Origin of the sequence: Pseudoxanthomonas sp. UC19_8, assembly GCF_042700505.1 — a bacterium.
Lineage (GTDB): Bacteria > Pseudomonadota > Gammaproteobacteria > Xanthomonadales > Xanthomonadaceae > Pseudoxanthomonas_A > Pseudoxanthomonas_A winnipegensis.
The window spans coordinates 4,210,946-4,232,990 of the sequence record NZ_CP170559.1 but is presented as its reverse complement, the minus strand read 5'-3'; the positions used below and the strand labels follow the sequence as shown (position 1 = coordinate 4,232,990).

Genomic DNA, 22,045 nt, shown 5'->3' with positions numbered 1-22,045 from the left:
CGGCGGGCTCAGCGCGATCCGGCGCCGTGACCGACGCGGTAGCCGCGCACGGCGAAGAACAGGATGTACAGATAGCAGGGCACGGCCAGGCACGCGAACACCACCTGGAAATCGGCGTGCTGCTTGAGGATGGCGAAGCCCTGCGAGAGCACCGCGCCGCCGGCGATGCCCATCACCAGCAGCGCCGAGCCGGTCTCGGTGAAGCGGCCCAGGCCCTTGATCGCCAGCGGGAAGATCGCCGGCCACATCATCGCGTTGGCGAAGCCCAGCGCGGCCACGAAGCCCACCGACACATAGCCGTGGGTCAGCAGCGCGCCCAGCGCGAACACCACGCCCAGCACCGCCGACATCGCCAGGTAGGCCTGCTGCGAGAGCAGGCGCGGGATCGCCACCAGCCCGGCCAGATAGCCCAGCAGCATCGCGCCCAGGGTGAAGGAGGTGAAGAACTTGGTCTCGTCGAGCGGCAGGCCGAAGCCGTTGCCGTAGGTGCCGATGGCATCGCCGGCCAGCACTTCCACGCCGACATAGCAGAACAGGCACAGCACGCCCAGCAGCAGGTGCGGGAACTGGAAGATGCTGCCGCGCGCCACACCGCTCCTGGCGGCCACCTCGGCGTTGGCCTCGCTGCCGCGCAGCTCGGGCAGCGGCGAGAACAAGATGCCCAGCGCTACCACCACCAGCACGCCGGCCATGGCCAGGTACGGGCCGTGGATCTTGGCGGCGAACGCGTCGAGCAGCTGCTCCTTGGTGGCAGGGTCGGCGGCGGCCACCTGGGTGGCGATGTCGCCCACGCCGTGCAGCACCAGCGAGCCGATCACGATCGGCGCCAGGATGCCGGCCACCTTGTTGCAGATGCCCATCAGCGCGATGCGGCGCGCGGCGGTCTCGATCGGCCCTAGGATGGAGATGTAGGGATTGACCGCCGTCTGCAGCATGGCCAGGCCGCCGCCGATCACGAACAGCCCCGACAGCGCGCCGGCGTACCAGCGATGGGTGGAGAACTGGCCGAACATCGCCGCGCCCACCGCCATCAGCCCAAGGCTCAGCGCCAGGCCCTTCTTCATGCCGGTGAGCTTGAGCACCGCCGCCGCCGGCAACGCCAACAGGAAATAGGAGATGTAGAAGACGAACACCACCAGGAACGCCTTGACCTCATCCAGGTCGAAGGCCAGCTTGACGAAGGTGATCAGCGGGCCATTGATCCAGGTGAAGAACCCCATGATGAAGAACAGCAGGCCGGTGATGGCCAGCGAGGTGGCGAAGCGTTTGCTCTGGTCGGACGACATGGACGCGCAACTCCGAAGGTTCGATGGTGAGAGCGTGCTGGGTGGATGACACCCGCCGCGCCCCGGACACGCCCGGGCGCGGCGGACGGGTTCAACGTCGCAGTTCGGCGACGAAATCGTAGAAATCGTTGTGGCAGTAGGTGTGGCTCAACTCGATGGCGCTCCCGTCGCGGCCATAGCCGACCCGCACCACGTGCAGGATGGCATCGCCCTGCGCCATGCCCAGGTGCTCAGCCATCGCCGCGCTCAGGTTGACCGCGCGGAAATACTGCAGCGCGCGCACGACCGGCGTGCCCTGCGCATCCAGGTGGGCATAGAGCGAATCGCCCATGGACAGCGGCTCGGGCAACAGCCGCTCCGGCACGATCGTGTGCTCGTAGGCCATGACCCGCTCGTCGGCGCTGCGCAGTCGCGTGAGCGAGGCGACCTGCGCGTCCGGCGAGAGCCCCAGGCGCAGGATCTCCTCGCCCAGCGCCGGGCGCACGCGCCGCTCCAGCCAGCGGCTGCCCGGCTGGTAGCCCTTCATCCGCAGGGTCTCGCTGAAGCTGGTCAGGCCGCTGAGCGGATGGGTGATCTGCGAGGTGACGAAGGTGCCGGCGCCCTGCCGGCGCACGACCAGGCCCTGCTCGACCAGCGCATCCATGGCCTGACGCAGCGTGACGCGAGACACCTTCAACCGCTCGCACAGCACCCGCTCGGCGGGGAGCGCTTCGCCCGGCTTCCACTGCTCGCCCCGGATCGCATCGATCAGCTGGGCGGTGAGCTGCAGGTACAGCGGGGTGGGCGCCTTGGCGTCCAGCGCGATCGCGCGCAGCCGCGGGTCGACCACGGGCTTGGCGCGCGCCATCAACCTGCGACCTGCGGCGGTGGATTGAAATTCATTGGGTCCAATTTAAAACCAATTTTTCGGAAGTCCGCAAGCCCGACGCTCGCTTCTCCGGCACGGGCGCGCGCCGAAACGGAGAAGAGAGCCCGTCATTTCAGGGCTTCTGCGCAGCGCGCGTGGCATCGAATCGCCCCGAAATCACGCCGCGGCGCAGCAATACCACTGATTTGAAAAACTTGCTCGCCCCCTGTTGACATCGTTGTCATCGCCAAGGGAGACTCACCGCAAGCCACGGTGGTCTGTGAAATCGCCGTGACGCCATGGGGGCAGTTCGTGGAAGCAGATCTCGCACCGCTGAGCCATCGTGTGTTGAACGGCGCATCGCCCTTCATCGCGGCCGACGTGGGCGGCACGCATGTGCGCCTGGGCCTGGTCCGGCCGACCGGACACGACCTGCAGCCGGTCGAGATCCTCAGCTACCGCAAGTACGCCTGCGCCGATTACGGCGGGCTGGCCGAGATCATCGGCAACTTCCTCGATGGCCTGGACGGCCCGCGCGTGCGCCGGGGCGTGATCGCCAGCGCCGGCTTCCCGCTGGAAGACGGCACGGTGATCACCGCCAACTTGCCCTGGCGCCTGTCCCCGCGCGAGATCCAGGGCACGCTGGGCCTGGACGATCTGCGCCTGGTCAACGACTTCGAGGCCGTGGCCTATGCCGCCGCGCTGGTCGGCGACCAGGAAGTGCTGCGCCTGACTGGCCCGGCCACCGTGTCCGAGCGCGGGCCGACGCTGGTGCTCGGCCCCGGCACCGGCCTGGGCGGCGCGGTATGGATCCCGACCGGACGCAGCGCCACCGTGCTGGCCACCGAAGCCGGCCAGGCCGCGCTGAGCGTGGGCACCGAGCTGGAGATGCGCCTGCTGGCGCAGATGCTGAAGAAGCAGCCGCACGTGCCGGTCGAGCACGCCCTGTCCGGCCCCGGCCTGCTCAACCTCTACCGCACGCTGTGCGAGGTGCGCGGCGTGGCGCCCGAGCATTTCGCGCCCAACGCGGTCACCGCCGCGGCCGGCCACGACCCGCTGGCGCGCGAGGCGCTGGAGGTGTTCTGCGGCCTGCTGGGCAGCACGGTGGGCGACATGGCCCTGCTGTACGGCATCACCGGCGGGGTCTACCTGGCCGGCGGCATCCTGCCGCGCATCCGCGAGTTCCTGCTGCAGAGCAGCTTCGTCGAACGCTTCCTCAACAAGGGGCCGATGCGAGCGGCGCTGGAGCGCATTCCCGTGCGACTGGTCGAGCACGGGCAGCTGGGCGTCCTGGGCGCCGCCAACTGGTACCTCGGCCAGACACAACAACCGCACTGACGTCCTTCGCACGCCGCCCTTTGGCGATCGCGCTGGACGGGACATTCGGCATCCGCATCACCTTGTCGTCCTTGAACACTGCTCGTTTTTCGCACCGCACCGATGTAAGGCCTGGCAGCCCACTGCCACAACCCAACTTCTAGACCGGGGAAGCATCATGACCTGCAAGAAATCCCTCCTCAGCGTGGCCATCCTGACCAGTCTGAGCTTCGCCGCTCAGGCCCAGCAGACCGACAGCAGCCAGACCGCCACCGACCTGGACACCGTCAAGGTCGTCGGCATCCGCGGCAGCCTGGAGCAATCGCTCAACACCAAGCGCGACGCCAGCTCGCACGTGGAAGCCGTCAGCGCCGAAGACATCGGCAAGCTGCCCGCCAAGAACGTGGCCGATACCCTGCGCGAACTGCCGGGCGTGAACATCGCCTCGTCCTCGGCCAGCGAAGGCGCCTTCGACGAAGCCGACCGCGTGTCCCTGCGCGGCACCAGCCCCAGCCTGACCCAGACCACCCTCAACGGCCACGGCATCGCCACCGGCGACTGGTTCGTGCTCTCGCAGGTGCAGACCGTCGGCCGCAGCGTCAGCTACTCCCTGCTGCCCTCCGAGATCGTCGACCAGGTCGTGGTGCACAAGTCCTCCGAGGCCAAGCTGGTCGAGGGCGGCGCGGCCGGTTCGGTCGACATCATCACCCGCAAGCCGCTGAACTTCGACAAGCCGCTGACCCTGGAAGGCTCCTTCGGCGCGGTCTACTCCGACCTGCCGGGCGACACCAAGCCGCAGTTCAGCGGCCTGCTCAACTGGAAGAACGACGCCGACACCTTCGGCATCCTGGTCCAGCCGTTCTACGAGAAGCGCAGCCTGCGCCGCGACGGCCAGGAAGTGGTCGGCGGCTACGGCACCGCCACGGTCGGCGGCCAGAGCGTGCTGTATCCCAACCTGATCGGCGCCACGCTGTTCACCCAGGAGCGCGAGCGCCAGGGCGGCACGGTCGACCTGCAGTTCAAGGCCTCCGACGACCTGACCTTCGACCTCAACGGCTTCTACTCGAAGATGAAGGCGGACAACTACAACCGCAACTTCATGATCTGGGGCAGCCAGTTCGTCGGCGCCCAGACGCCGGACAGCTACACCGTCAACAAAGGCGTGCTGACCAGCGCCAGCTACACCCCCAACGGCACCACCCCGTACGGCGTGTACGACATGATCTCGCGCCCGGGTGCCGAGTCCTCGACCAACTACGTCGCGCTCAACGCCGACTGGCACGTCAACGACAGCGTGGCGGTGAAGTTCGAGGCCGGCAGCAGCCACGGCGTGGGCAAGAGCCCGCATCAGAACGTGCTGGAGACCGGCATCTCGCCCACTGGCGGCACCGTCGGCTGGCAGATGCACGGCATCGGCAGCGTCATCGACGCCTCGCTGGGCACCGGCAACACGCCGACCACCCAGGTGCCGTCGGCCGGCTGGATCTTCGGCGACCAGGGCATCGAGGTGAAGGACAAGGAGAACTGGTTCGCCGCCGACAGCAGCTGGACCAACACCGAAGGCGTGTTCAGCTCGCTGGACTTCGGCGTGCGCTACACCGAGCACGAGCGCCACAACGACTTCGATATCGGCCAGGGCCCGCTCAACGGCATGCCGCCGCTGTCGGCGCTGCCGACCACCGGCGGTTCCTACCCGAGCGACTTCGGCGACGGCATCGGAGGCAACCTGCCGAGCGGCATCTGGTACTACACGCCCGGCCAGCTGGCCGCGATCGACGCCGCCTACGCCAACCGCGACCCGGTGACGCGCTTCAACTGGCAGAACGTCTACGGCGTGAAGGAAAACAACGGCGCGGTCTACCTGCAGGGCAACTTCGAGGGTGAGCGCTGGAGCGGCAACATCGGCGTGCGCTACGTCAGCACCTCCAGCACGGTGCGCTACAACCAGGGCGTGGCCGCCACCATCCCGGGCGCGATCACCGGCTCGGCCTTCGGCGCCTACCTGCCGATCGAGGCCAAGAACAGCTACAGCAAGCTGCTGCCCAGCGCGAACTTCAAGTTCGACTTCAGCGACGACCTGGTCGGCCGCGTGGCCGCGTCCAAGACCCTGACCCGCCCGGATTACTCGGCGCTGGCCGGCTCGCTGTCGCTGGATGACCTGACCCACACCGGCAGCGGCGGCAACCCCTACCTCAAGCCGCTGGTGTCGACCAACTTCGACCTCTCCCTGGAGTGGTACTTCATGCCGCGCGGCCTGCTGGCCGCCAGCGCCTTCTACATGAAGATGAAGGACTACATCGACGTGGGCGGCTCGCAGACCATCCAGTACAAGGACCAGCAGGCCAGCTTCGACCAGGGCACCGACGTCTACGCCAACTACCAGGTCACCGTGCCGGTCAACACCGACGCCAAGGTCAAGGGCGTGGAGCTGACCTACCAGCAGCCGATCGGCGAGCACTTCGGGACCAGCATCAACTACACCTACACCGATGGCGACACCGACACCGGCACGCCGATGTTCGGCACCTCGAAGAACACCTACAACGTGGCCGGCTATTTCGAGAACGACCTCTTCAGCGCGCGCGTGTCCTGGAGCTACCGCGACAGCTTCTACGCCGGCGCCAGCCGCGCCACGCCGTTCTACCAGGACGACTTCGGCACGCTGTCGGCCTCGCTGGGCTGGAAGTTCAACGACCACCTCTCGCTCAGCCTGGACGGCCTGAACCTCAACAACCCCAAGGCCAAGTACTACACCGACAGCACGGTGGGCTTCCTTCCCTACGCGGTGTACTCCAACGGGCGCCAGTACTACCTCAACCTGCGCGCCAAGTTCTGATCGGCGCCAAGTTGTTGCATGCTTGACCCTTGAACGGGCCCGGACATGTCCGGGCCCGTTCACTTTTCGGCGGATCGCGCCCCGGCGCGGTCCCATGTCACGCACGAGGTGTTCAGAAGATGTCCCTGCCCCGCCGTCTTGGTCCTGTCCTGCGCGCCGCCGCCCTGCTGCTGGCCCTGGCCGCGCCCGCCGCGCTGGCCGCGCCGCTGCCGCTGATTCCCGCCCCGCAGTCGGCCGTGGCCGGCCAGGGCCGCTTCGCCCTGGCCGCCGGCATGCGGGTCGGGGCGCAGGGCGAGCCCGCGCGCCAGGCGGCCGAGCAGTTCATCGACCTGCTGCACAACAGCGGCGGCCCGGCGCTGGAACTGGCCGAGGAAGGCGAGGCGGCGCAGGCCCCGATCCAGTTCGTGCTCGATCCGGCCGCCGGCCCGGCCGAGGGCTACCGCCTGCAGGTCACGCCCGAGCGCATCAGCATCCGCGCCGCCGACGGCGCCGGCCTGTTCTACGGCGGCGTCAGCCTGTGGCAGCTGCTGCCGGCCGGCAAGGGCGCCACCGGCCTGGCCGCGGTGGACATCACCGATGCGCCGCGGCTGAAGTGGCGCGGGCTGATGCTCGATTCGGTGCGCCATTTCCAGAGCGTGGAAGAGGTCGAACGCCTGCTCGATGCGATGGCGGTGCACAAGCTCAACACCTTCCACTGGCACCTGGCCGACGACCAGGGCTGGCGCATCCAGATCGACCAGTACCCGCTGCTGACCCAGGTCGGCGGCTGCCGCATCCCGCTGGGCGAGGCGGGCGTGGGCGAGGACGGTCAGCCGATCCAGGAATGCGCCTTCTACACCAAGGAGCAGATCCGCGCGGTGGTGCGCTACGCCGCCAAGCGCCACATCACCGTGGTGCCGGAGATCGACATCCCCGGCCACGCCACCGCCGCCATCGCCGCGTATCCGGAGCTGGGCGTCGACCGGCCGCAGCTGCAGGTCGCCAACGGCGCGGGCGTGTATCCCAACCTGTTCAATGCCGACGAGGCCACGCTGACCTTCCTGGAGAACGTGCTGGGCGAGATGCTGCCGCTGTTCCCGGGCACCTTCTTCCACATCGGCGGCGACGAGGCGGTCAAGGATCGCTGGAAGGCCTCCAAGCACATGCAGGCGCGCATCAAGCAGCTAGGCCTGAAGGACGAGGAGGCCCTGCAGGGCTGGATGATCGATCGCCTGGGCACCTGGCTGGCCCAGCACGGCAAGCGCATCATCGGCTGGGACGAGATCCTGCTGGGCGGCCCGCTGCCCGAGGGCGCGGCGGTGATGTCCTGGCGCGGCACCGAGGGCGGCATCGAAGCGGCGCGCAAGGGCCACGACGTGGTCATGACCCCGGCCTCGCACCTGTACCTGGACTACCTGCAGACCGCCTCGCCGGCCGAGCCGCCGGGCCGGCCGCTGCAGATCCCGCTGCAGAAGCTGTACGCCTTCGACCCGGTGCCGGCCGAGCTGGACGCCAGCCAGCGCCAGCACATCATCGGCGTGCAGGCCAATGTCTGGACCGAGCACATGCACAACTTCGCGCGCGTCGAACACGCGGTGTTCCCGCGCCTGGCGGCGCTGGCCGAGGTCGCCTGGTCGCCGCAGGCCAGCCGCAACTTCGAAGACTTCAAGGCGCGCCTGCCCAACCTGCTGGCGCATTACCGCGCGCTGCACATCGGCTACGCGCGCACGCCGTTCCAGGTGCTGTTCGACACCCAGGCCAACGACGCCGGCACCCAGGCCACGGTGGCCCTGTCCGACCCGCTGGGCTATCCCGACATCCGCTACACCCTGGACGGCAGCGTGCCGGCGGCCGACTCGCCGGCCTATACCGTGCCGTTGACCGTGCCGGTGCCGACCACCGTGCAGGCGGCGGTGTTCTTCGACGGCAAGCCGCTGGCGCCGCCGACCGTGCTGGGGCTGACCACCGAGGCCCTGCGCACGCGCAGCGACGAGCAGTTGGCCATGTGCACCGACCAGCTGATGCTGCGGCTGGAGGACGACGGCCCGCGCGAAGGCGCGCGCGCGGTCTTCAACGTGGACATCTTCAACCCGTGCTGGCTGTGGAAGGGCGCGCCGCTGAGCGGCATCGGCAAGGTGACGGTGCGCGCCGGGCGCATGCCGTACTTCTTCGAGCTGGCCCACGATGAGTCCAAGCGCAAGTTCAAGCCGGCCAGGACACCCTATGGCGAGCTGGTGATCCGCAACGGCTGCGACGGCCCGACCCTGGCCAGCCTGCCGCTGCCCAAGGCGCCGGCGGCCGACGGCTTCCTGACCCTGGAGGCGCCGCTGACCAACGCGCCGGCCAAGGCCGACCTGTGCGTGTACTTCACCGGCGACACGCGTCCGGAGATGTGGGTGCTGGATCGGATCACGCTGCAGCCCGCCGCGCCTTAAGGCGGCGGCGCTGCCGCCGCGGCGGAGCGAGCTCCGGGCGAGCCCTTCGCCACGGTAGGGCTTCCGAACCGCCGAGGCAACGGTGCTCGGCGGGAGCGACTGTGCCCAAAATCTCGCACCAGCCTGCCTGTAGAGCGGAGCTTGCTCCGCTGAGGCCTTCCCCGCGAACCGAACGAAGAGCAGCGGAGCAAGCTCCGCTCTACAGGTGGGAGCCTTGCTTTTTAGTTAGCGGCGCGGGAACAAGCGCAGCAGCAGATCGCGCGCCGGCGTCCTGGCGACCAGCAGGCCCAGCGCCACGCCCAACGCATCGGCCAGCGCATCGAAGGCATCTGGCGTGCGATCGACGGTGAACCAGCCCTGCAGGAACTCGATCAGCACCCCCAGCATCACCAGGCCTGCCCCGGCGCGCAGCAGCGCGCGCCGCGTGGCGAACAGCTGCACCGCGCATACGGCCAGCACGAAGAACGCGCTTGCATGCTGCAGCTTGTCCACGCCCGGCGCGACCTGGGGAATGTCATCGCCCGGCAGCAGGCAGGTGGTCACCACCACCGCCATCGCCAACACCCACAGGCCGACCCAGAAGGCCGGCCAGCGCAGCGGCTTCAGGGCCGGCGCGCTCACAGGCGCCACGTCAGATCGCCGGTGAGGAAGGCCGCGTCGAAGTTGCAGTCGCGCGCGAAGCCCATGCACTGGAAGCGCTCGCCCATCTCGTTGGGCAGGGTGAGCTTCTTGAACGCATTGCGCAGGCGCAGCGCGCCGGCCTCGTCGGCCTGCGCCTCGGCCTCGGCCAGGCGGTCCATCAGGCCGTTGCCGAGCAGGAAGCCGGCCTGCGTGGCATAGCCGGCCAGTTCGAAGCCGGCCCCGGTGCCGGCCTCGGCCAGCGCGGTGAAGTCCACCGACGCGGTCAGGTCCTGCAAGCCCGGCCAGCGGAAGACATCGCCATGCATGCGATGCCGGTAGAACGCCCGCAGCGTGCCGCTGCTGCGCTGGTCCAGGTAGTACTCCTTGCGCGGATAGCCGTAGTCGCAGAACAGCATCGCGCCGGACTTCAGGCCGCCGATCACCGCCTGCACCCAGTACGGCAGCTGCGGCAGCAGCTCGGAGCGGTAGCCGTCCTCGAACAGCACATCGCGATAGCGCTCCACGTGGCGCACCGCCGCGGCCAGCAGCGGATCGGCCGGCCGGTCGGTGGTGACGAAGGCGCCCTGCCCGTCCAGCGCCACATGCTCCTCGAACACCTCGCCCTCGCGCAGCACGAAGCGCGGCGTGGGCAGCGCATCGATCACCTCGTTGGCGAACACCACCCCGTTCCAGTCCTCGCCCGGCGGACCATCCAGCCATTCCACGCAGTCGAATACCGGCGGGATCAGGCGCTTGCCCAGGCGTTCGCGCTGGCGCTGGCGCAGGTCGGCGCTGGGCTCCAGGATCCAGTACTTGTCCGGCATCGCGTCCAGCTGCAGCAGGCGCTTGAGCATGACCTCGGCGAACGCGCCGCTGCCGCCGCCGATCTCCAGGAAGCAGGCCTGCGGCCCCAGCTGCTGCAGCACTGGCGCCAGCGCCCCGGACACGGCCGCGGCGAACAGCGGCCCCAGCTCCGGCGCGGTGACGAAGTCGCCGGCCTCGCCGAACTTGGCCGCCCCGGCGCTGTAATAGCCCAGCCCCGGCGTGTACAGGCAGCGCTCCATGAAGCGCGAGAACGGGATCGAACCGCCGGAAGCGGCGATTTCGCCGCGGATCAGCGCGGCCAGCTGCTCACTGTGCGCCAGGGCGTCGGCATCGGGCGTCGGCAGGTCGGTCATGCGGAAGGGAGGGCCTGATGGGAGAGATCGGCCATGGTACCTGCCCGGTCCTGAGGGCCCGCCCACACGCGGGCCGATGCTGTCCGCAGTTCGTCCGCCTGCGACCTGGTCGTTGCTGGGGTGCGCATCCGTCACGGTGCTGTCTTGACGTTGCTGACTGCGAAGCGCAACGGCGGATGGGCGCCTGCGTCGACGCAGATCGAGGCGATCGCCCGTCGCATCAGGCGTGGAGATGCCCGTGAAGACCGCGACCTGCACATGAAACGCACTGGTTCCTCGTGCAACCACCGCGCGGCCCTAGCCAGCACCGGCGGGGCTGCCTATGATCGTGAAGCCTATTTCCCCGGTTTCCCCATGACCTATTGCGTCGGCATCGAAGTGGACGAAGGCCTGGTCTTCGCAGCGGACACCCGCACCAGCGCATCGTTCGACGATGTGCGCGTCTACCGCAAGATGCATGTGTTCGAGTATCCGGGCGACCGGGTGTTCGTGCTGCTCTCGGCCGGCAACCTGGCCACGACCCAGCTGACCATCTCGCGGCTCAAGCGCGACGCCGAGGATCCGGACTGCACGCGCAGCCTGCGCACGTTCAAGCATCTGTTCGAGGTGGCCGAGTACGTGGGCGAGGTGCTGGTGGCCAGCCAGGCCGCGGTGACCGACCAGGCCCAGCAGAGCGGCGTCAGCGTGCAGTCCACGCTGGTGCTGGGCGGGCAGATCGCCGGCGAGCGCCCGGGCCTGTACATGGTCTATCCGCTGGGCAACTGCATCGCCACCTCGCCCGAGACGCCTTACCTGCAGATCGGCGAGTCCAAGTACGGCAAGCCGATCCTGGACCGCATCCTGCGCCCCGGCACCACGCTGGAGGACGCGGCGCGCTGCGCGCTGGTCTCGCTGGATTCGACCATCCGCTCCAATCTGTCGGTGGGCATGCCGCTGGACATGGCGATCATCCGCGCCGGCGATCTGCGGATCAGCCAGCAGCTGCGCCTGGAAGCCGACACGCCGCTGTACGCCGAGATCCACGACACCTGGTCGCGCAAGCTGGAAAACGCCGTGCGCACGCTGCCGCGCTTCCCCTGGGAGCCGCCGCGCGCAGGCGACGAGGCCGAGGAACGCGGCCCCGCGCCGGTCACCGCCCCGCCGCGGCGCATGGCGGCGCGCCTGGATCCGGGCGACGAGGCCGGGCAGCAGTAAGCGTAGCGAAGAGAGTCGAAGCAGCGCACTAGGCGCTGCATTCACTCCTCAGTTGTAGAAGTAGCCCTCGACGATGGCCTGATGCAGATCGCTCAGGCGCGTCTGGATATCGTCCATGAACGAGGCCGGATTCTGCGCGGCCAGCCACACCGGATCTGCGTTGCGGGTCATGCCGACCACGCGGTTGAGATGACGGTCCACGCTCGGGCGCGGGGGCATGGTCGGCAGCACGTGCTGGGCGCGGGTCAGGCAGAACTGCACGCTGCGCGGAAATTCGGTGTTCTGCAGCAGGAAGCGCAGCGCATGCTCGCCGGTGACGCGCTGGCGGATATGGCGGCGATACATCTGGTAGGCGGCCAGCGAGCGCAGCACCGCCATCCACTGCATGTTGCGGAAGGCCTCGCGGTCTTCCTCGGTGCGCGGTGTGATCAGGCCCGAGGCGCCGGCATCGATGATGCGCGTGGTCATGTCGGCCTGTTCGATACCGGTGCCCAGGCGCAGGAACTGGTAACCGATGTCGCGGCTGACGTTGGCCGACAGCAGGCCGGAGACCTTCAGGCAGCCATCGACGGTGCGGTTGATGAACTCCTCGCGGTAGCGCCGCTGCAGCGCGCGCTCGCCGCTGGCGCCCACGTACAGGTGCAGATCGTTGACCGCCTCCCACACCTCCTGCGGCAGCGCATCGCGGATGCCGCGCAGGATCTCGCGCGCCTGGGTCAGGGTGACGCGCAGCGAGGACGGATTGAGCTCGTCCAGCAGCAAAAAGCGCACCACCTCGGCATCGGCCACATCGGTGCCGGCGTCGGGATGCAGCGCGTTGAACACCTCGCCGGCGCCGACCGTGTCGATCATCGGCCGCCAGGTGAAGCGCACCGAGCGCGGCAGGTCCAGCTGCAGCATGCTGCCCACGCCGACCAGGCGCGCGGTGTTCTCCGCGCGGCGGATGTAGCGGCTGAACCAGTACAGGTTGTCTGCGACGCGCGAGAGCATCAGGCGTCCCCCTCCTCGTCGACCACCCAGGTGTCCTTGGCGCCGCCGCCCTGCGAGGAATTGACCACCAGCGAGCCGGGCGTCATGGCCACGCGCGTCAATCCGCCGGTGGTCACGTAGGTGTCCTGGCGCGAGAGGATGAAGGGGCGCAGGTCCAGGTGTCGCGGCGAGGGGCCTTCGTCGGTGACGATCGGCGCGGTGGACAGGTTGAGCGTGGGCTGGGCCATGTAGTTGCGTGGATCGTCCTGGATCAGCCCGCGGAACTTCTCGCGCTCGGCCGCGCTGGCGCGCGGGCCGATCAGCATGCCGTAGCCGCCGGACTCGTTGGCCGGCTTGACCACCAGCTGGTCCAGGTGCTCAAGCACGTACTTGCGATCGGCCGCGTCGTGGCACAGATAGCTGGGCACGTTGGGCAGGATCGGCTCCTGGTCCAGGTAGTACTTGATCATCTTGGGCACGTAGGCGAAGACCACCTTGTCGTCGGCCACGCCGGCGCCCGGCGCATTGGCCAGCGCCACCTTGCCGGCGCGCCAGCTGCGGATCAGGCCCGGCACGCCCAGCATCGAATCGGGGTGGAACACCTCCGGATCGATGAACAGATCGTCCACGCGCCGGTAGATCACGTCCACGCGCTGCGGGCCGTACACGGTGCGCATGTAGGTGCAGTCGTCGTCGGCGACGAACAGGTCCGAGCCCTCGACCAGCTCGATGCCCATGGCCTGGGCCAGATAGGCGTGTTCGAAGTAGGCGCTGTTGAACACGCCCGGCGTCAGCAGCGCGATCACCGGCGCATCGCCCGGGCGCGGCGACAGCGCGGCCAGGGTCTCGTAGAGCTGGCTGGGGTATTCGTCCACCGGCAGGATCGAGCTGGTCTCGAACAGCTCCGGGAACACGCGCTTGGCCACCATGCGGTTCTCCAGCATGTAGCTCACGCCGGAGGGGATGCGCAGGTTGTCCTCCAGCGCGTACAGCGTGCCGTCGGCATCGCGCACCAGGTCCGAGCCGCAGATGTGCGCCCACACGCCAAGCGGCGGGGTGATGCCCACGCACTGCGGACGGAAATTGACCGAGTCGGCCAGCAGCATCGCCGGGAACACCTTGTCCTTGACGATCTGCTGCTTGCCGTAGATGTCGCCGATGAACAGGTTCAGCGCCTGCATGCGCTGCTTGAGGCCGGCTTCGGTGACCTCCCACTCGCGGCGCGGGATGATGCGCGGGATCAGGTCGAAGGGCAGCGTGCGGTCGACGTTGCGGCCATCGGAATAGACGGTGAAGGTGATGCCCATGACCCGGGCGGTGACGTCGGCGGCCAGCTGGCGCTCGGCCAGTTCGCGCCCCGAAAGCCCCTCCAGGTACTCGACCAGCCGGCGCGCGGCGGGGCGCGGCTGGCCATCGGCCTGGATCAGCTCGTCAAACGTGGAAGTCCGATACTTCGCCCAGTCCATTCGCTCCGTTCCGATGCCCTTGCAGCCAGCGGAAAGCGGTCGCGACAGGGTTCTTCGGCAACATGCCCGCAAACCATGACCGGCGTCAAGCAATGCCAGCGGCGCGCTCGGCAGTCCGGCGCGGCGGCCGGCGATGCCACAATCGCGGTTCGTCCTCGCCGCGATGACCGCCATGTCCGACCAACCCCGCGTCGCCCTGATCACCGGTGCCGCCAAGCGCATCGGCGCGGCCATCGCCCGCGCCCTGCACGCCGACGGCTACGCGCTGGGCCTGCACTACCGCGCCTCGGCGCCGCAGATGCAGGCGCTGGTCGATGAGCTGGAAGCCGCGCGTCCGGGCAGCACGCTGATGCTGCAGGCCGAGCTGGCCGACACCGAGCGGCTGCCGGCACTGGTCGAAGACACGGTGCGGCGTTTCGGCCGGCTCGACGCCCTGGTCAACAATGCCTCGGCCTACTACGCCACGCCGATCGGCACGGCCACGCCGGCGCAGTGGGACGCGCTGTTCGCCTCCAACGCGCGCGCGCCGTTCTTCCTCTCCCAGGCGGCCGCGCCGCATCTGGCGGCCAGCGGCGGGGCAATCGTGAGCATCGCCGACATCTATGCCCAGCGCCCGCTGCCCGAGCACACGCTGTACTGCATGGCCAAGGCCGCGCTGGTGATGATGACCCAGTCGCTGGCGCGCGAGCTGGGCCCGCGGGTGCGGGTCAACGCGATCGCGCCGGGCAACATCCTGTGGTCGGAGAACCCGACCAAGGCCGAGACCGAGGCCCTGCTGCGCGAGCGCGTGCCGCTGCAGCGCCAGGGCGCGCCGGAGGACATCGTCTCGGCGGTGCGCTGGCTGCTGGACGGCAACGCCTACATCAACGGCCAGGTGGTGGCGATCGACGGCGGGCGCTCGGTGTTCGTGTAGCGCGAGGCGTGGAAGCAACCGTGTAGAGCGGAGCTTGCTCCGCTGCTCTTCGGCCGGATCATCGGGAAAGCCCCAGCGGAGCGAGCTCCGCTCTACAGGTGGGAGCCGCGCGGCTGATCCAGCACGTCCTGCATCAGGTCCAGCAACAGCGCATGGCCCAGCTTGCGGTCGTCGCGTCGTAGAGCGGAGCTTGCTCCGCTGCGCTTCGGCCGGATCATCGGGAAAGCCCCAGCGGAGCAAGCTCCGCTCTACAGGGGGGAGCCGCGCAGCTGATCCAGCACGTCCTGCATCAGGTCCAGCAACAGCGCATGCCCCAGCTTGCGGTCGTCGCGTCGTAGAGCGGAGCTTGCTCCGCTGCGCTTCGGCCAGATCATCGGGAAAGCCCCAGCGGAGCAAGCTCCGCTCTACAGGGGGGAGCCGCGCAGCTGATCCAGCATGTACTGCATCAGGTCCAGGAACAGCGCATGCCCCAGCTTGCGATCGTCGCGTTGTAGAGCGGAGCTTGCTCCGCTGCGCTTCGGCCGGATCATCGGGAAAGCCCCAGCGGAGCAAGCTCCGCTCTACAGGTGGGAGCCGCGCAGCTGATCCAGCACGTCCTGCATCAGGTCCAGGAACAGCGTATGCCCCAGCTTGCGGTCGTCGCGCCACAGCACGATGCCGTGGCCGTCGCACTCGCAGGCCAGATCGATGTCGATCACGCAATCGGCCGCATTCGGCGTGCGGCCCAGCGCGGCCTCGATCTGCTTGAGCCGCGCCGGCAGCGCCTCGCGCATCAGCGCGGTGGCCAGCACCACGGCCTGGTTGTGGAAATGGCGCGCATCGCCGGCGCTGATGCTGGGCCCGCTGACCCGGCGCGAGGCCGCCTCGATCAGGCCCTCGACCGCCAGCGATTCGATCGCCCGTTCCAGCACCAGCGGCGAGGCCAGGCTGGTGCCGAGCAGCAGCACGTAGCGGTGGGTCTTCATGCGGCGTGGCGCACGATGCGCACGCCCACGCCACGCGCGGCCGGCACGGCCTGCGGCTTGGTCACGCGCAGGGCGACGGTGCGGATCGGAAACGCGCGCAGCAGCTGCGCGGCGATGGTCTCGGCCAGCGCCTCGACCAGCGCGAAGGCCGAGCCGGCGCAGAGCTGCTCGATGGTCTGCGCCACCACCGCGTAATCGACCGTGTCGCCCAGCGCATCGCTGCTTCCGGCCGCGCGCGTGTCCATGGTCATCTCCACGTCGAACACCAGCGGCTGCGGGCCGGTCCGCTCGAAGTCGTACACGCCGATCAAGGCCTGCGTCCGCAGCCCGTCGATGAAAACCACATCGTCCATCGCGCTCATGCGTCCACGCGCCCGCCGGCCATGCGCGCCAGCCGCAGCTGGAACAGCACCTTGGTCACCAGCAGGCGTTCCTCGATCGGCTTGAGCACCAGGTCGTTGGCGCCGTCGCGCAGCAGCTCGGCCTGGTTGTCGCGGTTGCTGTCGCCGGTCATCACCAGGATGGGCAGGCGCCGCTTGCCGTAGCCGAAATCCACGCGCACACGCTGGACGATGTCCACTCCGCTCAGCTCGCCCTTCAGGGTCACGTCGGTCAGCACCACGTCGAAGCGGATATCGGACAGGCCCAGCGACTCGGCGGTCAGCAGGCCGAAGGCATCCTCGGCGCGCAGCACGTGGACCACCTTCAGCCCATGCCGCTCGAGCATGCGCGTGGTGGTCTCGGCCACCACGCGGCTGTCCTCGACATAGAGCACGGTCGAGCCGGGCACCGGCTCGGGCTGCACGTAGCCGTGGATGAAGGCGGCCAGGGCTTCGTGGCCCAGCGCCTTGTCGAAGTAATCTGTGACGAATTCGGTGAAGCGGCGCTCCTCCAGATGCTGCTGCGCCTCGCCGGAGACCACGATCACCGGCACATAGGCCTGGCCGGCGGATTCGCGCACCGCGCGCGCCACCTCCAGGCCGCTGCCGCTCTTGAGCGACAAGGCGGTGGTGACCAGGTCGACCGGCCCCTTGGCCAGCGCCTCGCGCGCCTCGGCCAGGGTCGCGCAGCCGACCACCTCGACCTGCGGCAGGTCGCGCTTGAGCACATCGGCGATCAGCTTGCGCACCATCTTGGAGCCGTCCACCACCATGACCCGTGGCGCGTCGCTGATCAGGTGCCGCAAGTCTTGGGGGGCCATAAGCGCGGGGGCGGTCAGGTGTCGGTCGGGCGGGTCTGGCGCAGGTAGTGCCCGGTCACCCACCAGGCCCCCAACCAGCCGATGATCAAGGCCGCCACCAATACCAGACCAGCGCGCGCCGGGTCCAGCCCGTCCAGCGCGAAGCGGCTGCCATAGCTCTGCGCCAGCGCCTCCAGCGGCGCGCGCAGGGCGGCCCCGGCCACCAGCACCAGGCCCAGCGCCAGCACCCCGGCGCCCAGGCCGTACCAGGCGCCCAGATAGAGGAAGGGCCGACGGATGAAGCCGTCGCTGGCGCCCAGCAGCTGCAGCACGCCGATCTCCTCGCGCCGCGACTGGATGTCCAGGCGCACGGTGTTGCCCACCACCAGCGCCGCGCCCAGGCCGAACAGCGCCGCCAGCACCCACACCAGGCGCGTGCCGAAGCGCAGCCAGCCGTCCAGGCGCTGGCGCCAGACCGCGTCGTGCTGGACCACGTCGGCCTCGGGCAGCTGCTCCAGCGCCTGGGCCAGCGGCGCGTCGTCGCCGCTGGGGATCACCACCAGCTGCGCCGGCAGCGGGTTCTCGTCCAGCGCATCGATGGCCGCGTCCAGCCCGCTGAGCTTGCGGAAGTCGGCCAGGCCCTGCTCGGGCGTGCGCAGGTCCACGCGGGCCACGTCCGGGCGCGCACGGACCTCGTCGGCCAGCGCGCGAACGCGCTCGGGCGAGGTGTCGCGCTTGAGGAACACGTCCACCTGGCGCGAGGCCTGCACGCTGCCGGCGAAGTGCTGCACGTTGCCCAGCGCCAGCCACAGGCCCAGCGGCAGGGCCAGGGCCACCGCCATCACGCCGATGGTCAGGGCCGTGGACCAGGGCCGGCGCAGCGCGCGGCCCAGGCTGGAGACGAAGCTGTACAGGTGCTGGTCCAGCCAGATGCCCACGCCCGAGCGCGGGCCGTCGACGCGGCGGTTGGGTTCGATCTTCGGGCCCGGTTGGTCGCTCATGCGCGCCCCCCTACGAAACTTGCGGACATCATGTCGGTCACTCGGCCAGGTCGTCGGGGCTGATGTCGTCCATCAGCCGGCCATGGTCCAGGATCAGCACGCGCTTGCGCATGCGCTTGATCAGCGCCAGGTCGTGGCTGACCACCAGCACCGAGGTGCCGCGCTCGGGCATGGAGGCGAACAGCGACATGATCTCCGCGGCCAGGGTCGGGTCGAGGTTGCCGGTCGGTTCGTCGGCGACCAGCAGGCGCGGCTCGGACACGATCGCCCGGGCGATGCCCACGCGCTGCTGCTCGCCGGCCGAGAGCTGGGTCGGCAGCGCGCGCTCGCGATGGCCCAGGCCCAGGCGGGTCAGCACCTCGCGCACGCGCTTGCCGATGTCGCCGCGGCGGTCGCCACGCAGGATCAGCGGCAGGGCCACGTTCTCGGCCACGGTGCGGTCGGTGAGCAGGCGATGGTCCTGATGCACCGCGCCGACATGGCGCCGATGCAGCGGGATCTGGCGGCCGCGCACCTTGAGCAGGTTGCGCCCGTCGAACACCACCGCGCCGCGGCTGGGCCGCTCGCTCAGATGCACCAGCCGCAGCAGCGTGCTCTTGCCGGCGCCGGAGTGGCCGGTGACGAACAGCATCTCGCCCTCGCCCACCTCGAAGCTGACATCGGACAAGGCCTCGTGGCCCCCGGGATAGAGCTTGCTGACGTTTTCGAAGCGCAGGACGGTCATGGCGCGATTATGCCCGCGCGACGCGAAGAACGAGTGCGTGACCCGTGGAGCGGGAAGCGGAGCGAGGAACGCGCGGCGGCGAAGCGGTCGCAGCGCCGATGCGCTGCGCGCTGCTCCACCCGCGTTCCTCTCGCGTCAGCCGCCGACCAGCGACTTGATCTTGCGGCCCAAGCGGGTCAGGAACGAGTCGTTACCGGCGGCCGACGCGGCGGCCGGGGCCGGCTTGGCCTTGGCGACCGGCGCGGCGGCCGACGGCTCGGGCTTGGCGCGCGGCGCGCGCGGGCCAGCGGCGCCGTTGCCGGAGCTGGCCGAGGGCGGCGTCGCGCCTTCGGCGCCTTCGACCGGACGGCCGTGGCGGCGACGACGGCGCTTGCGCGGGCGCTTCTCGCCCTGCGGCGCGTTCGGATCGTGCGGCACCTCGACGTCTGCGACAGCGGCCGGCACGGCGCGGGGCGCCTCGGCCAGCGGCGTGTCGGCGACCGGCGCAACGGCCGCCTCGCCTGCCACCGGCTCGCTGCGCGGACGGCGCGGCGGACGCGGGCCGCGGCTGCCGGCGCCATCGCGGGTGCCGGAGCGACCGCCCTCACGCGGACCGCTGCGCCCACCGCCGCCGGAGCCGGAGCGCCCACCACCGCGACGCGCCTCGTCGGCGGCCTTCTGCTCGCGCGCCTCGCGGAAGATGGCGCTGACGCTCTCGGCCTCCTCGCCGTCCTCGCCGGGCGGCAGCGGCGCGCGCTCGGGGCGCGGCAGCGCGGTCAGCAGTTCGGCGGTGACCGGCTCGACCGGGATCTTCTGCTCGATGTAGGCCTCGATGTCCGGCAGGCTCATCGCGTAGCGCTCGCAGGCGAAGCTGATCGCATCGCCCTCGGCGCCCAGGCGCGCGGTGCGGCCGATGCGGTGCACGTAGTCCTCGGCGTCGAACGGCAGGTCGTAGTTGTAGACGTGGCTGACGCCGTCGATGTGCAGGCCGCGCGCGGCCACGTCGGTGGCCACCAGCAGCTCCAGCTGGCCGGCCTGGAAGCGCTTGAGCAGGGTCTCGCGCTTCTTCTGCGGCACATCGCCTGACAGCACGCCGACGCGGTAGCCGGCGCGCTCCAGCGCCCGGGCCACGCGTTCGACGAAGGCCTTGGTGTTGACGAACACCATGGTGCGCGCGCCCTCGCTGCGCGACAGCAGGCCCAGCAGCAGCGGGATCTTCTCGTCGTCGGCCGGCAGGTACATGCGCTGACGCACGCGCGCGGCGGTGACCGTCTCGGCCTCGACGACCAGCTTCTCCGGCTCGTTCATGTGCTCGTAGGCCAGCTCCAGCACGCGGTGGCTGAGCGTGGCGCTGAACAGCAGCGTCTGGCGCGTGGTGCGCTCGGGCATGCGCCGCAGCAGGAAGCGGATGTCCTTGATGAAGCCCAGGTCGAACATGCGGTCGGCCTCGTCCATCACGCACACCTCGCAGGCATGCAGGGACACGACCTTGTGCTGCTTGACGTAGTCGATCAGGCGGCCCGGGGTGGCGATGATGATGTCCACGCCCTGCTGCAGCAGCTCGCGCTGCTTGTCGTAGTCCACCCCGCCGTAGACCAGCGCGAAGCGCAGGCCCAGCGACGAGCCGAACTTGACCGCGTCCTTGTGGATCTGGATGGCCAGCTCGCGGGTGGGCGCCATGATCAGCGCGCGCGGATCCTCCGGCTTGCGGTCGGCCAGGGCCGGCCGGGTCAGCAGGCGGTTCATCACCGCCACCAGGAAGGCCAGCGTCTTGCCGGTGCCGGTCTGGCCTGGCCGGCCACGTCGCGCCCGGCCAGCGCCACCGGCAGGGTCAGCGCCTGGATCGGCGTGCAGCGGGAGAAACCGGCCGCTTCCAGCCCGGCCAGCAGGTCCGGATGCAGGGGAAAGGAGTTGAAGGTGACGTCGGTAAGAGGCTTGTCGCTCATGAATTCTCTTTACGCCGGGGCACGGGCCGACGGCGGGATGAAGGGGGCGGAGAAGTCCGCTTGCATCGCCGGCAACCCGGTCGCACACTGGCGCCCTCGATGCCGGGTGGCGCGGCCGCCCCCTAGAGCATGCAGGGCTTGATCGGGCCGCGAAACACCCCATTTTACCGCATCCGGCGGCCATCTTCCGGCCCCGCACCGCGAAACCTCCCACGGAGACCCCCTGATGAGCGACAAGGTGACCCACGTCGGCGACGCCGATTTCGACGCTGCCGTACTGCAGTCCGATGAACCCGTTCTGGTCGATTTCTGGGCCGAATGGTGCGGTCCGTGCAAGATGATCGCCCCGGTCCTGGACGAGCTGGCCAACGCCTACGAGGGCCGCCTGAAGGTGGTCAAGCTCAACGTCGACGACAACCGCGCCACGGCCATCAAGTATCACGTGCGCAACATCCCGCTGCTGCTGCTGTTCAAGGACGGCCAGGTCCAGGCCACCCAGGTCGGCGCCGTCGGCAAGGGTCAGCTGACCCAGATGATCGACAAGGCCATCGGCGCCCAGGCCGCCTGATGCCCCGCCCCGCGGCCTCCCGCGGGGCCTGAATCCGCTGCAAACCGACGCCGGGACGCGCTTGAAGCCGTTCCGGCGCGGTGTTAAGGTCAAGATATCCGGCGCTTGGGGTTCTCGCGCCGCACCCCTTCTGCAACACCACCCACCGTCACTCCAACAGCCGCCCGCGCCCTTTGTGCCGCCGGCAGGCTCGCAACCTCTTAAGCGAGGAATCGCCCTTTGTCCGACAGCAACGAAACCGGCGTCGCCACCGCCGAGAAGCGCGTGCGCAAGCCGCGCGTGAGCAAGACCCCCAAGCCCGACGCCATCGCCCAGCCCGACCTGGCCCTGGACAGCGCACCGCCTGCGCCCAGGCCCGCCCCGGCGCCGGAAGCCAGCGCGCCCGCCCCGTCGGCGCCGCCCGCCGCCCCGGCTGAAGCCAGCGCGCCGCGCAACGAAGGCGGCGGCGACGGCGCCCCGAGCGAGCCCCGGCAGGCCCCGCAGGGCCAGCAGAGCGGTGAGGCCAACGGCAACGGCCAGCACAACAATCCGCAGCGCTTCCAGAACAACAATCAGAACAACCAGAACGGCCAGCAGCAGGGCCAGGGCAACAACCGGCGCGAGCGCTTCCGCAACCGCCGCGACCGCGAGCGGGGCCGCAA

Annotated in this window: 20 protein-coding genes and 1 pseudogene; 6 read left to right on the top strand and 15 right to left on the bottom strand. The window is 69.6% G+C overall.

What is annotated here, in order from left to right:
• Window positions 1-8: 8 nt before the first annotated feature.
• Together ACFJIT_RS18620 and ACFJIT_RS18615 are read right to left on the bottom strand one after the other, a co-directional pair.
• Window positions 9-1,286, bottom strand: coding sequence for a sugar MFS transporter (locus tag ACFJIT_RS18620; RefSeq protein ID WP_306995193.1), 1,278 nt, complete (start codon window positions 1,284-1,286; stop codon window positions 9-11).
• A gap of 91 nt (window positions 1,287-1,377) precedes the next feature.
• Entirely contained in the window at window positions 1,378-2,133 is a 756-nt protein-coding gene (locus ACFJIT_RS18615) for a GntR family transcriptional regulator (RefSeq protein WP_130521695.1), read from the bottom strand.
• A 345-nt stretch (window positions 2,134-2,478) separates the two neighbouring features.
• Between ACFJIT_RS18615 and ACFJIT_RS18610 the strand changes: the two genes are divergently transcribed.
• The 3 genes from ACFJIT_RS18610 to ACFJIT_RS18600 all read left to right on the top strand — a co-directional run bounded on the left by ACFJIT_RS18610 (window position 2,479) and on the right by ACFJIT_RS18600 (window position 8,700).
• Window positions 2,479-3,471 carry a glucokinase gene (locus tag ACFJIT_RS18610; protein ID WP_379654553.1) on the top strand — a complete coding sequence of 331 codons (993 nt, stop codon included), beginning with the start codon at window positions 2,479-2,481 and terminating at the stop codon, window positions 3,469-3,471.
• A gap of 157 nt (window positions 3,472-3,628) precedes the next feature.
• Entirely contained in the window at window positions 3,629-6,286 is a 2,658-nt protein-coding gene (locus ACFJIT_RS18605) for a TonB-dependent receptor (RefSeq protein ID WP_379654552.1), read from the top strand.
• Window positions 6,287-6,405: 119 nt separating this feature from the next.
• The gene (locus ACFJIT_RS18600) at window positions 6,406-8,700 is read left to right on the top strand and encodes a beta-N-acetylhexosaminidase (protein WP_379654551.1); all 2,295 of its coding nucleotides are present in this window, start codon (window positions 6,406-6,408) and stop codon (window positions 8,698-8,700) included.
• 225 nt (window positions 8,701-8,925) lie between these two features.
• On the opposite strand, the gene ACFJIT_RS18595 is transcribed toward ACFJIT_RS18600, so the two are convergent.
• Window positions 8,926-9,321 carry a VanZ family protein gene (locus tag ACFJIT_RS18595; RefSeq protein WP_379654550.1) on the bottom strand — a complete coding sequence of 132 codons (396 nt, stop codon included), beginning with the start codon at window positions 9,319-9,321 and terminating at the stop codon, window positions 8,926-8,928.
• Window positions 9,318-10,499 carry a class I SAM-dependent methyltransferase gene (locus tag ACFJIT_RS18590; RefSeq protein WP_130521690.1) on the bottom strand — a complete coding sequence of 394 codons (1,182 nt, stop codon included), beginning with the start codon at window positions 10,497-10,499 and terminating at the stop codon, window positions 9,318-9,320. Before ACFJIT_RS18590 ends, ACFJIT_RS18595 begins: the two co-directional genes overlap by 4 nt.
• A 354-nt stretch (window positions 10,500-10,853) precedes the next feature.
• Here ACFJIT_RS18590 and ACFJIT_RS18585 point away from each other — a divergent pair, with 354 nt between their 5' ends.
• Window positions 10,854-11,693: a 20S proteasome subunit A/B gene (locus ACFJIT_RS18585; RefSeq protein WP_130525202.1), complete on the top strand. Its 840-nt coding sequence runs from the start codon at window positions 10,854-10,856 to the stop codon at window positions 11,691-11,693.
• A 48-nt stretch (window positions 11,694-11,741) separates the two neighbouring features.
• Here the strand turns inward: ACFJIT_RS18585 and ACFJIT_RS18580 are convergent, their stop codons facing one another.
• Window positions 11,742-12,683, bottom strand: a complete 942-nt coding sequence (locus tag ACFJIT_RS18580) for an alpha-E domain-containing protein (RefSeq protein ID WP_379654549.1) — start codon at window positions 12,681-12,683, stop codon at window positions 11,742-11,744.
• Window positions 12,683-14,128 carry a circularly permuted type 2 ATP-grasp protein gene (locus ACFJIT_RS18575; RefSeq protein WP_131659174.1) on the bottom strand — a complete coding sequence of 482 codons (1,446 nt, stop codon included), beginning with the start codon at window positions 14,126-14,128 and terminating at the stop codon, window positions 12,683-12,685. Before ACFJIT_RS18575 ends, ACFJIT_RS18580 begins: the two co-directional genes overlap by 1 nt.
• A gap of 163 nt (window positions 14,129-14,291) precedes the next feature.
• Here ACFJIT_RS18575 and ACFJIT_RS18570 point away from each other — a divergent pair, with 163 nt between their 5' ends.
• Window positions 14,292-15,041, top strand: a complete 750-nt coding sequence (locus tag ACFJIT_RS18570; protein ID WP_379654548.1) for a pteridine reductase — start codon at window positions 14,292-14,294, stop codon at window positions 15,039-15,041.
• A 92-nt stretch (window positions 15,042-15,133) separates the two neighbouring features.
• Here ACFJIT_RS18570 and ACFJIT_RS18565 read toward each other — a convergent pair whose 3' ends face one another.
• The 9 genes and pseudogenes from ACFJIT_RS18565 to rhlB form a co-directional block, all read right to left on the bottom strand.
• Window positions 15,134-15,259, bottom strand: a complete 126-nt coding sequence (locus ACFJIT_RS18565; RefSeq protein ID WP_379654547.1) for a hypothetical protein — start codon at window positions 15,257-15,259, stop codon at window positions 15,134-15,136.
• Window positions 15,260-15,289: 30 nt separating this feature from the next.
• A complete protein-coding gene (locus ACFJIT_RS18560; protein WP_379654546.1) occupies window positions 15,290-15,415 on the bottom strand; it encodes a hypothetical protein in 126 nt (41 codons plus the stop codon).
• Window positions 15,416-15,445: 30 nt separating this feature from the next.
• A complete protein-coding gene (locus tag ACFJIT_RS18555) occupies window positions 15,446-15,571 on the bottom strand; it encodes a hypothetical protein (protein WP_379654545.1) in 126 nt (41 codons plus the stop codon).
• A gap of 30 nt (window positions 15,572-15,601) precedes the next feature.
• Window positions 15,602-16,006 carry a 2-amino-4-hydroxy-6-hydroxymethyldihydropteridine diphosphokinase gene (locus tag ACFJIT_RS18550; protein ID WP_379654544.1) on the bottom strand — a complete coding sequence of 135 codons (405 nt, stop codon included), beginning with the start codon at window positions 16,004-16,006 and terminating at the stop codon, window positions 15,602-15,604.
• Window positions 16,003-16,359: a dihydroneopterin aldolase gene (folB, locus tag ACFJIT_RS18545; protein ID WP_130525206.1), complete on the bottom strand. Its 357-nt coding sequence runs from the start codon at window positions 16,357-16,359 to the stop codon at window positions 16,003-16,005. Before folB ends, ACFJIT_RS18550 begins: the two co-directional genes overlap by 4 nt.
• 5 nt (window positions 16,360-16,364) lie before the next feature.
• A complete protein-coding gene (locus tag ACFJIT_RS18540; protein ID WP_130521684.1) occupies window positions 16,365-17,207 on the bottom strand; it encodes a response regulator in 843 nt (280 codons plus the stop codon).
• 14 nt (window positions 17,208-17,221) lie between these two features.
• Window positions 17,222-18,187 (bottom strand): permease-like cell division protein FtsX, encoded by a 966-nt coding sequence (ftsX, locus tag ACFJIT_RS18535; RefSeq protein WP_379654543.1) that lies wholly within the window; start codon window positions 18,185-18,187, stop codon window positions 17,222-17,224.
• A gap of 37 nt (window positions 18,188-18,224) precedes the next feature.
• A complete protein-coding gene (gene ftsE, locus ACFJIT_RS18530; protein WP_130521682.1) occupies window positions 18,225-18,911 on the bottom strand; it encodes a cell division ATP-binding protein FtsE in 687 nt (228 codons plus the stop codon).
• Window positions 18,912-19,046: 135 nt separating this feature from the next.
• Window positions 19,047-20,836, bottom strand: a pseudogene (gene rhlB, locus ACFJIT_RS18525) (ATP-dependent RNA helicase RhlB).
• Window positions 20,837-21,062: 226 nt separating this feature from the next.
• Between rhlB and trxA the strand changes: the two are divergent.
• Entirely contained in the window at window positions 21,063-21,404 is a 342-nt protein-coding gene (trxA, locus tag ACFJIT_RS18520) for a thioredoxin TrxA (RefSeq protein ID WP_130521680.1), read from the top strand.
• Window positions 21,405-22,045 lie beyond the last annotated feature (641 nt).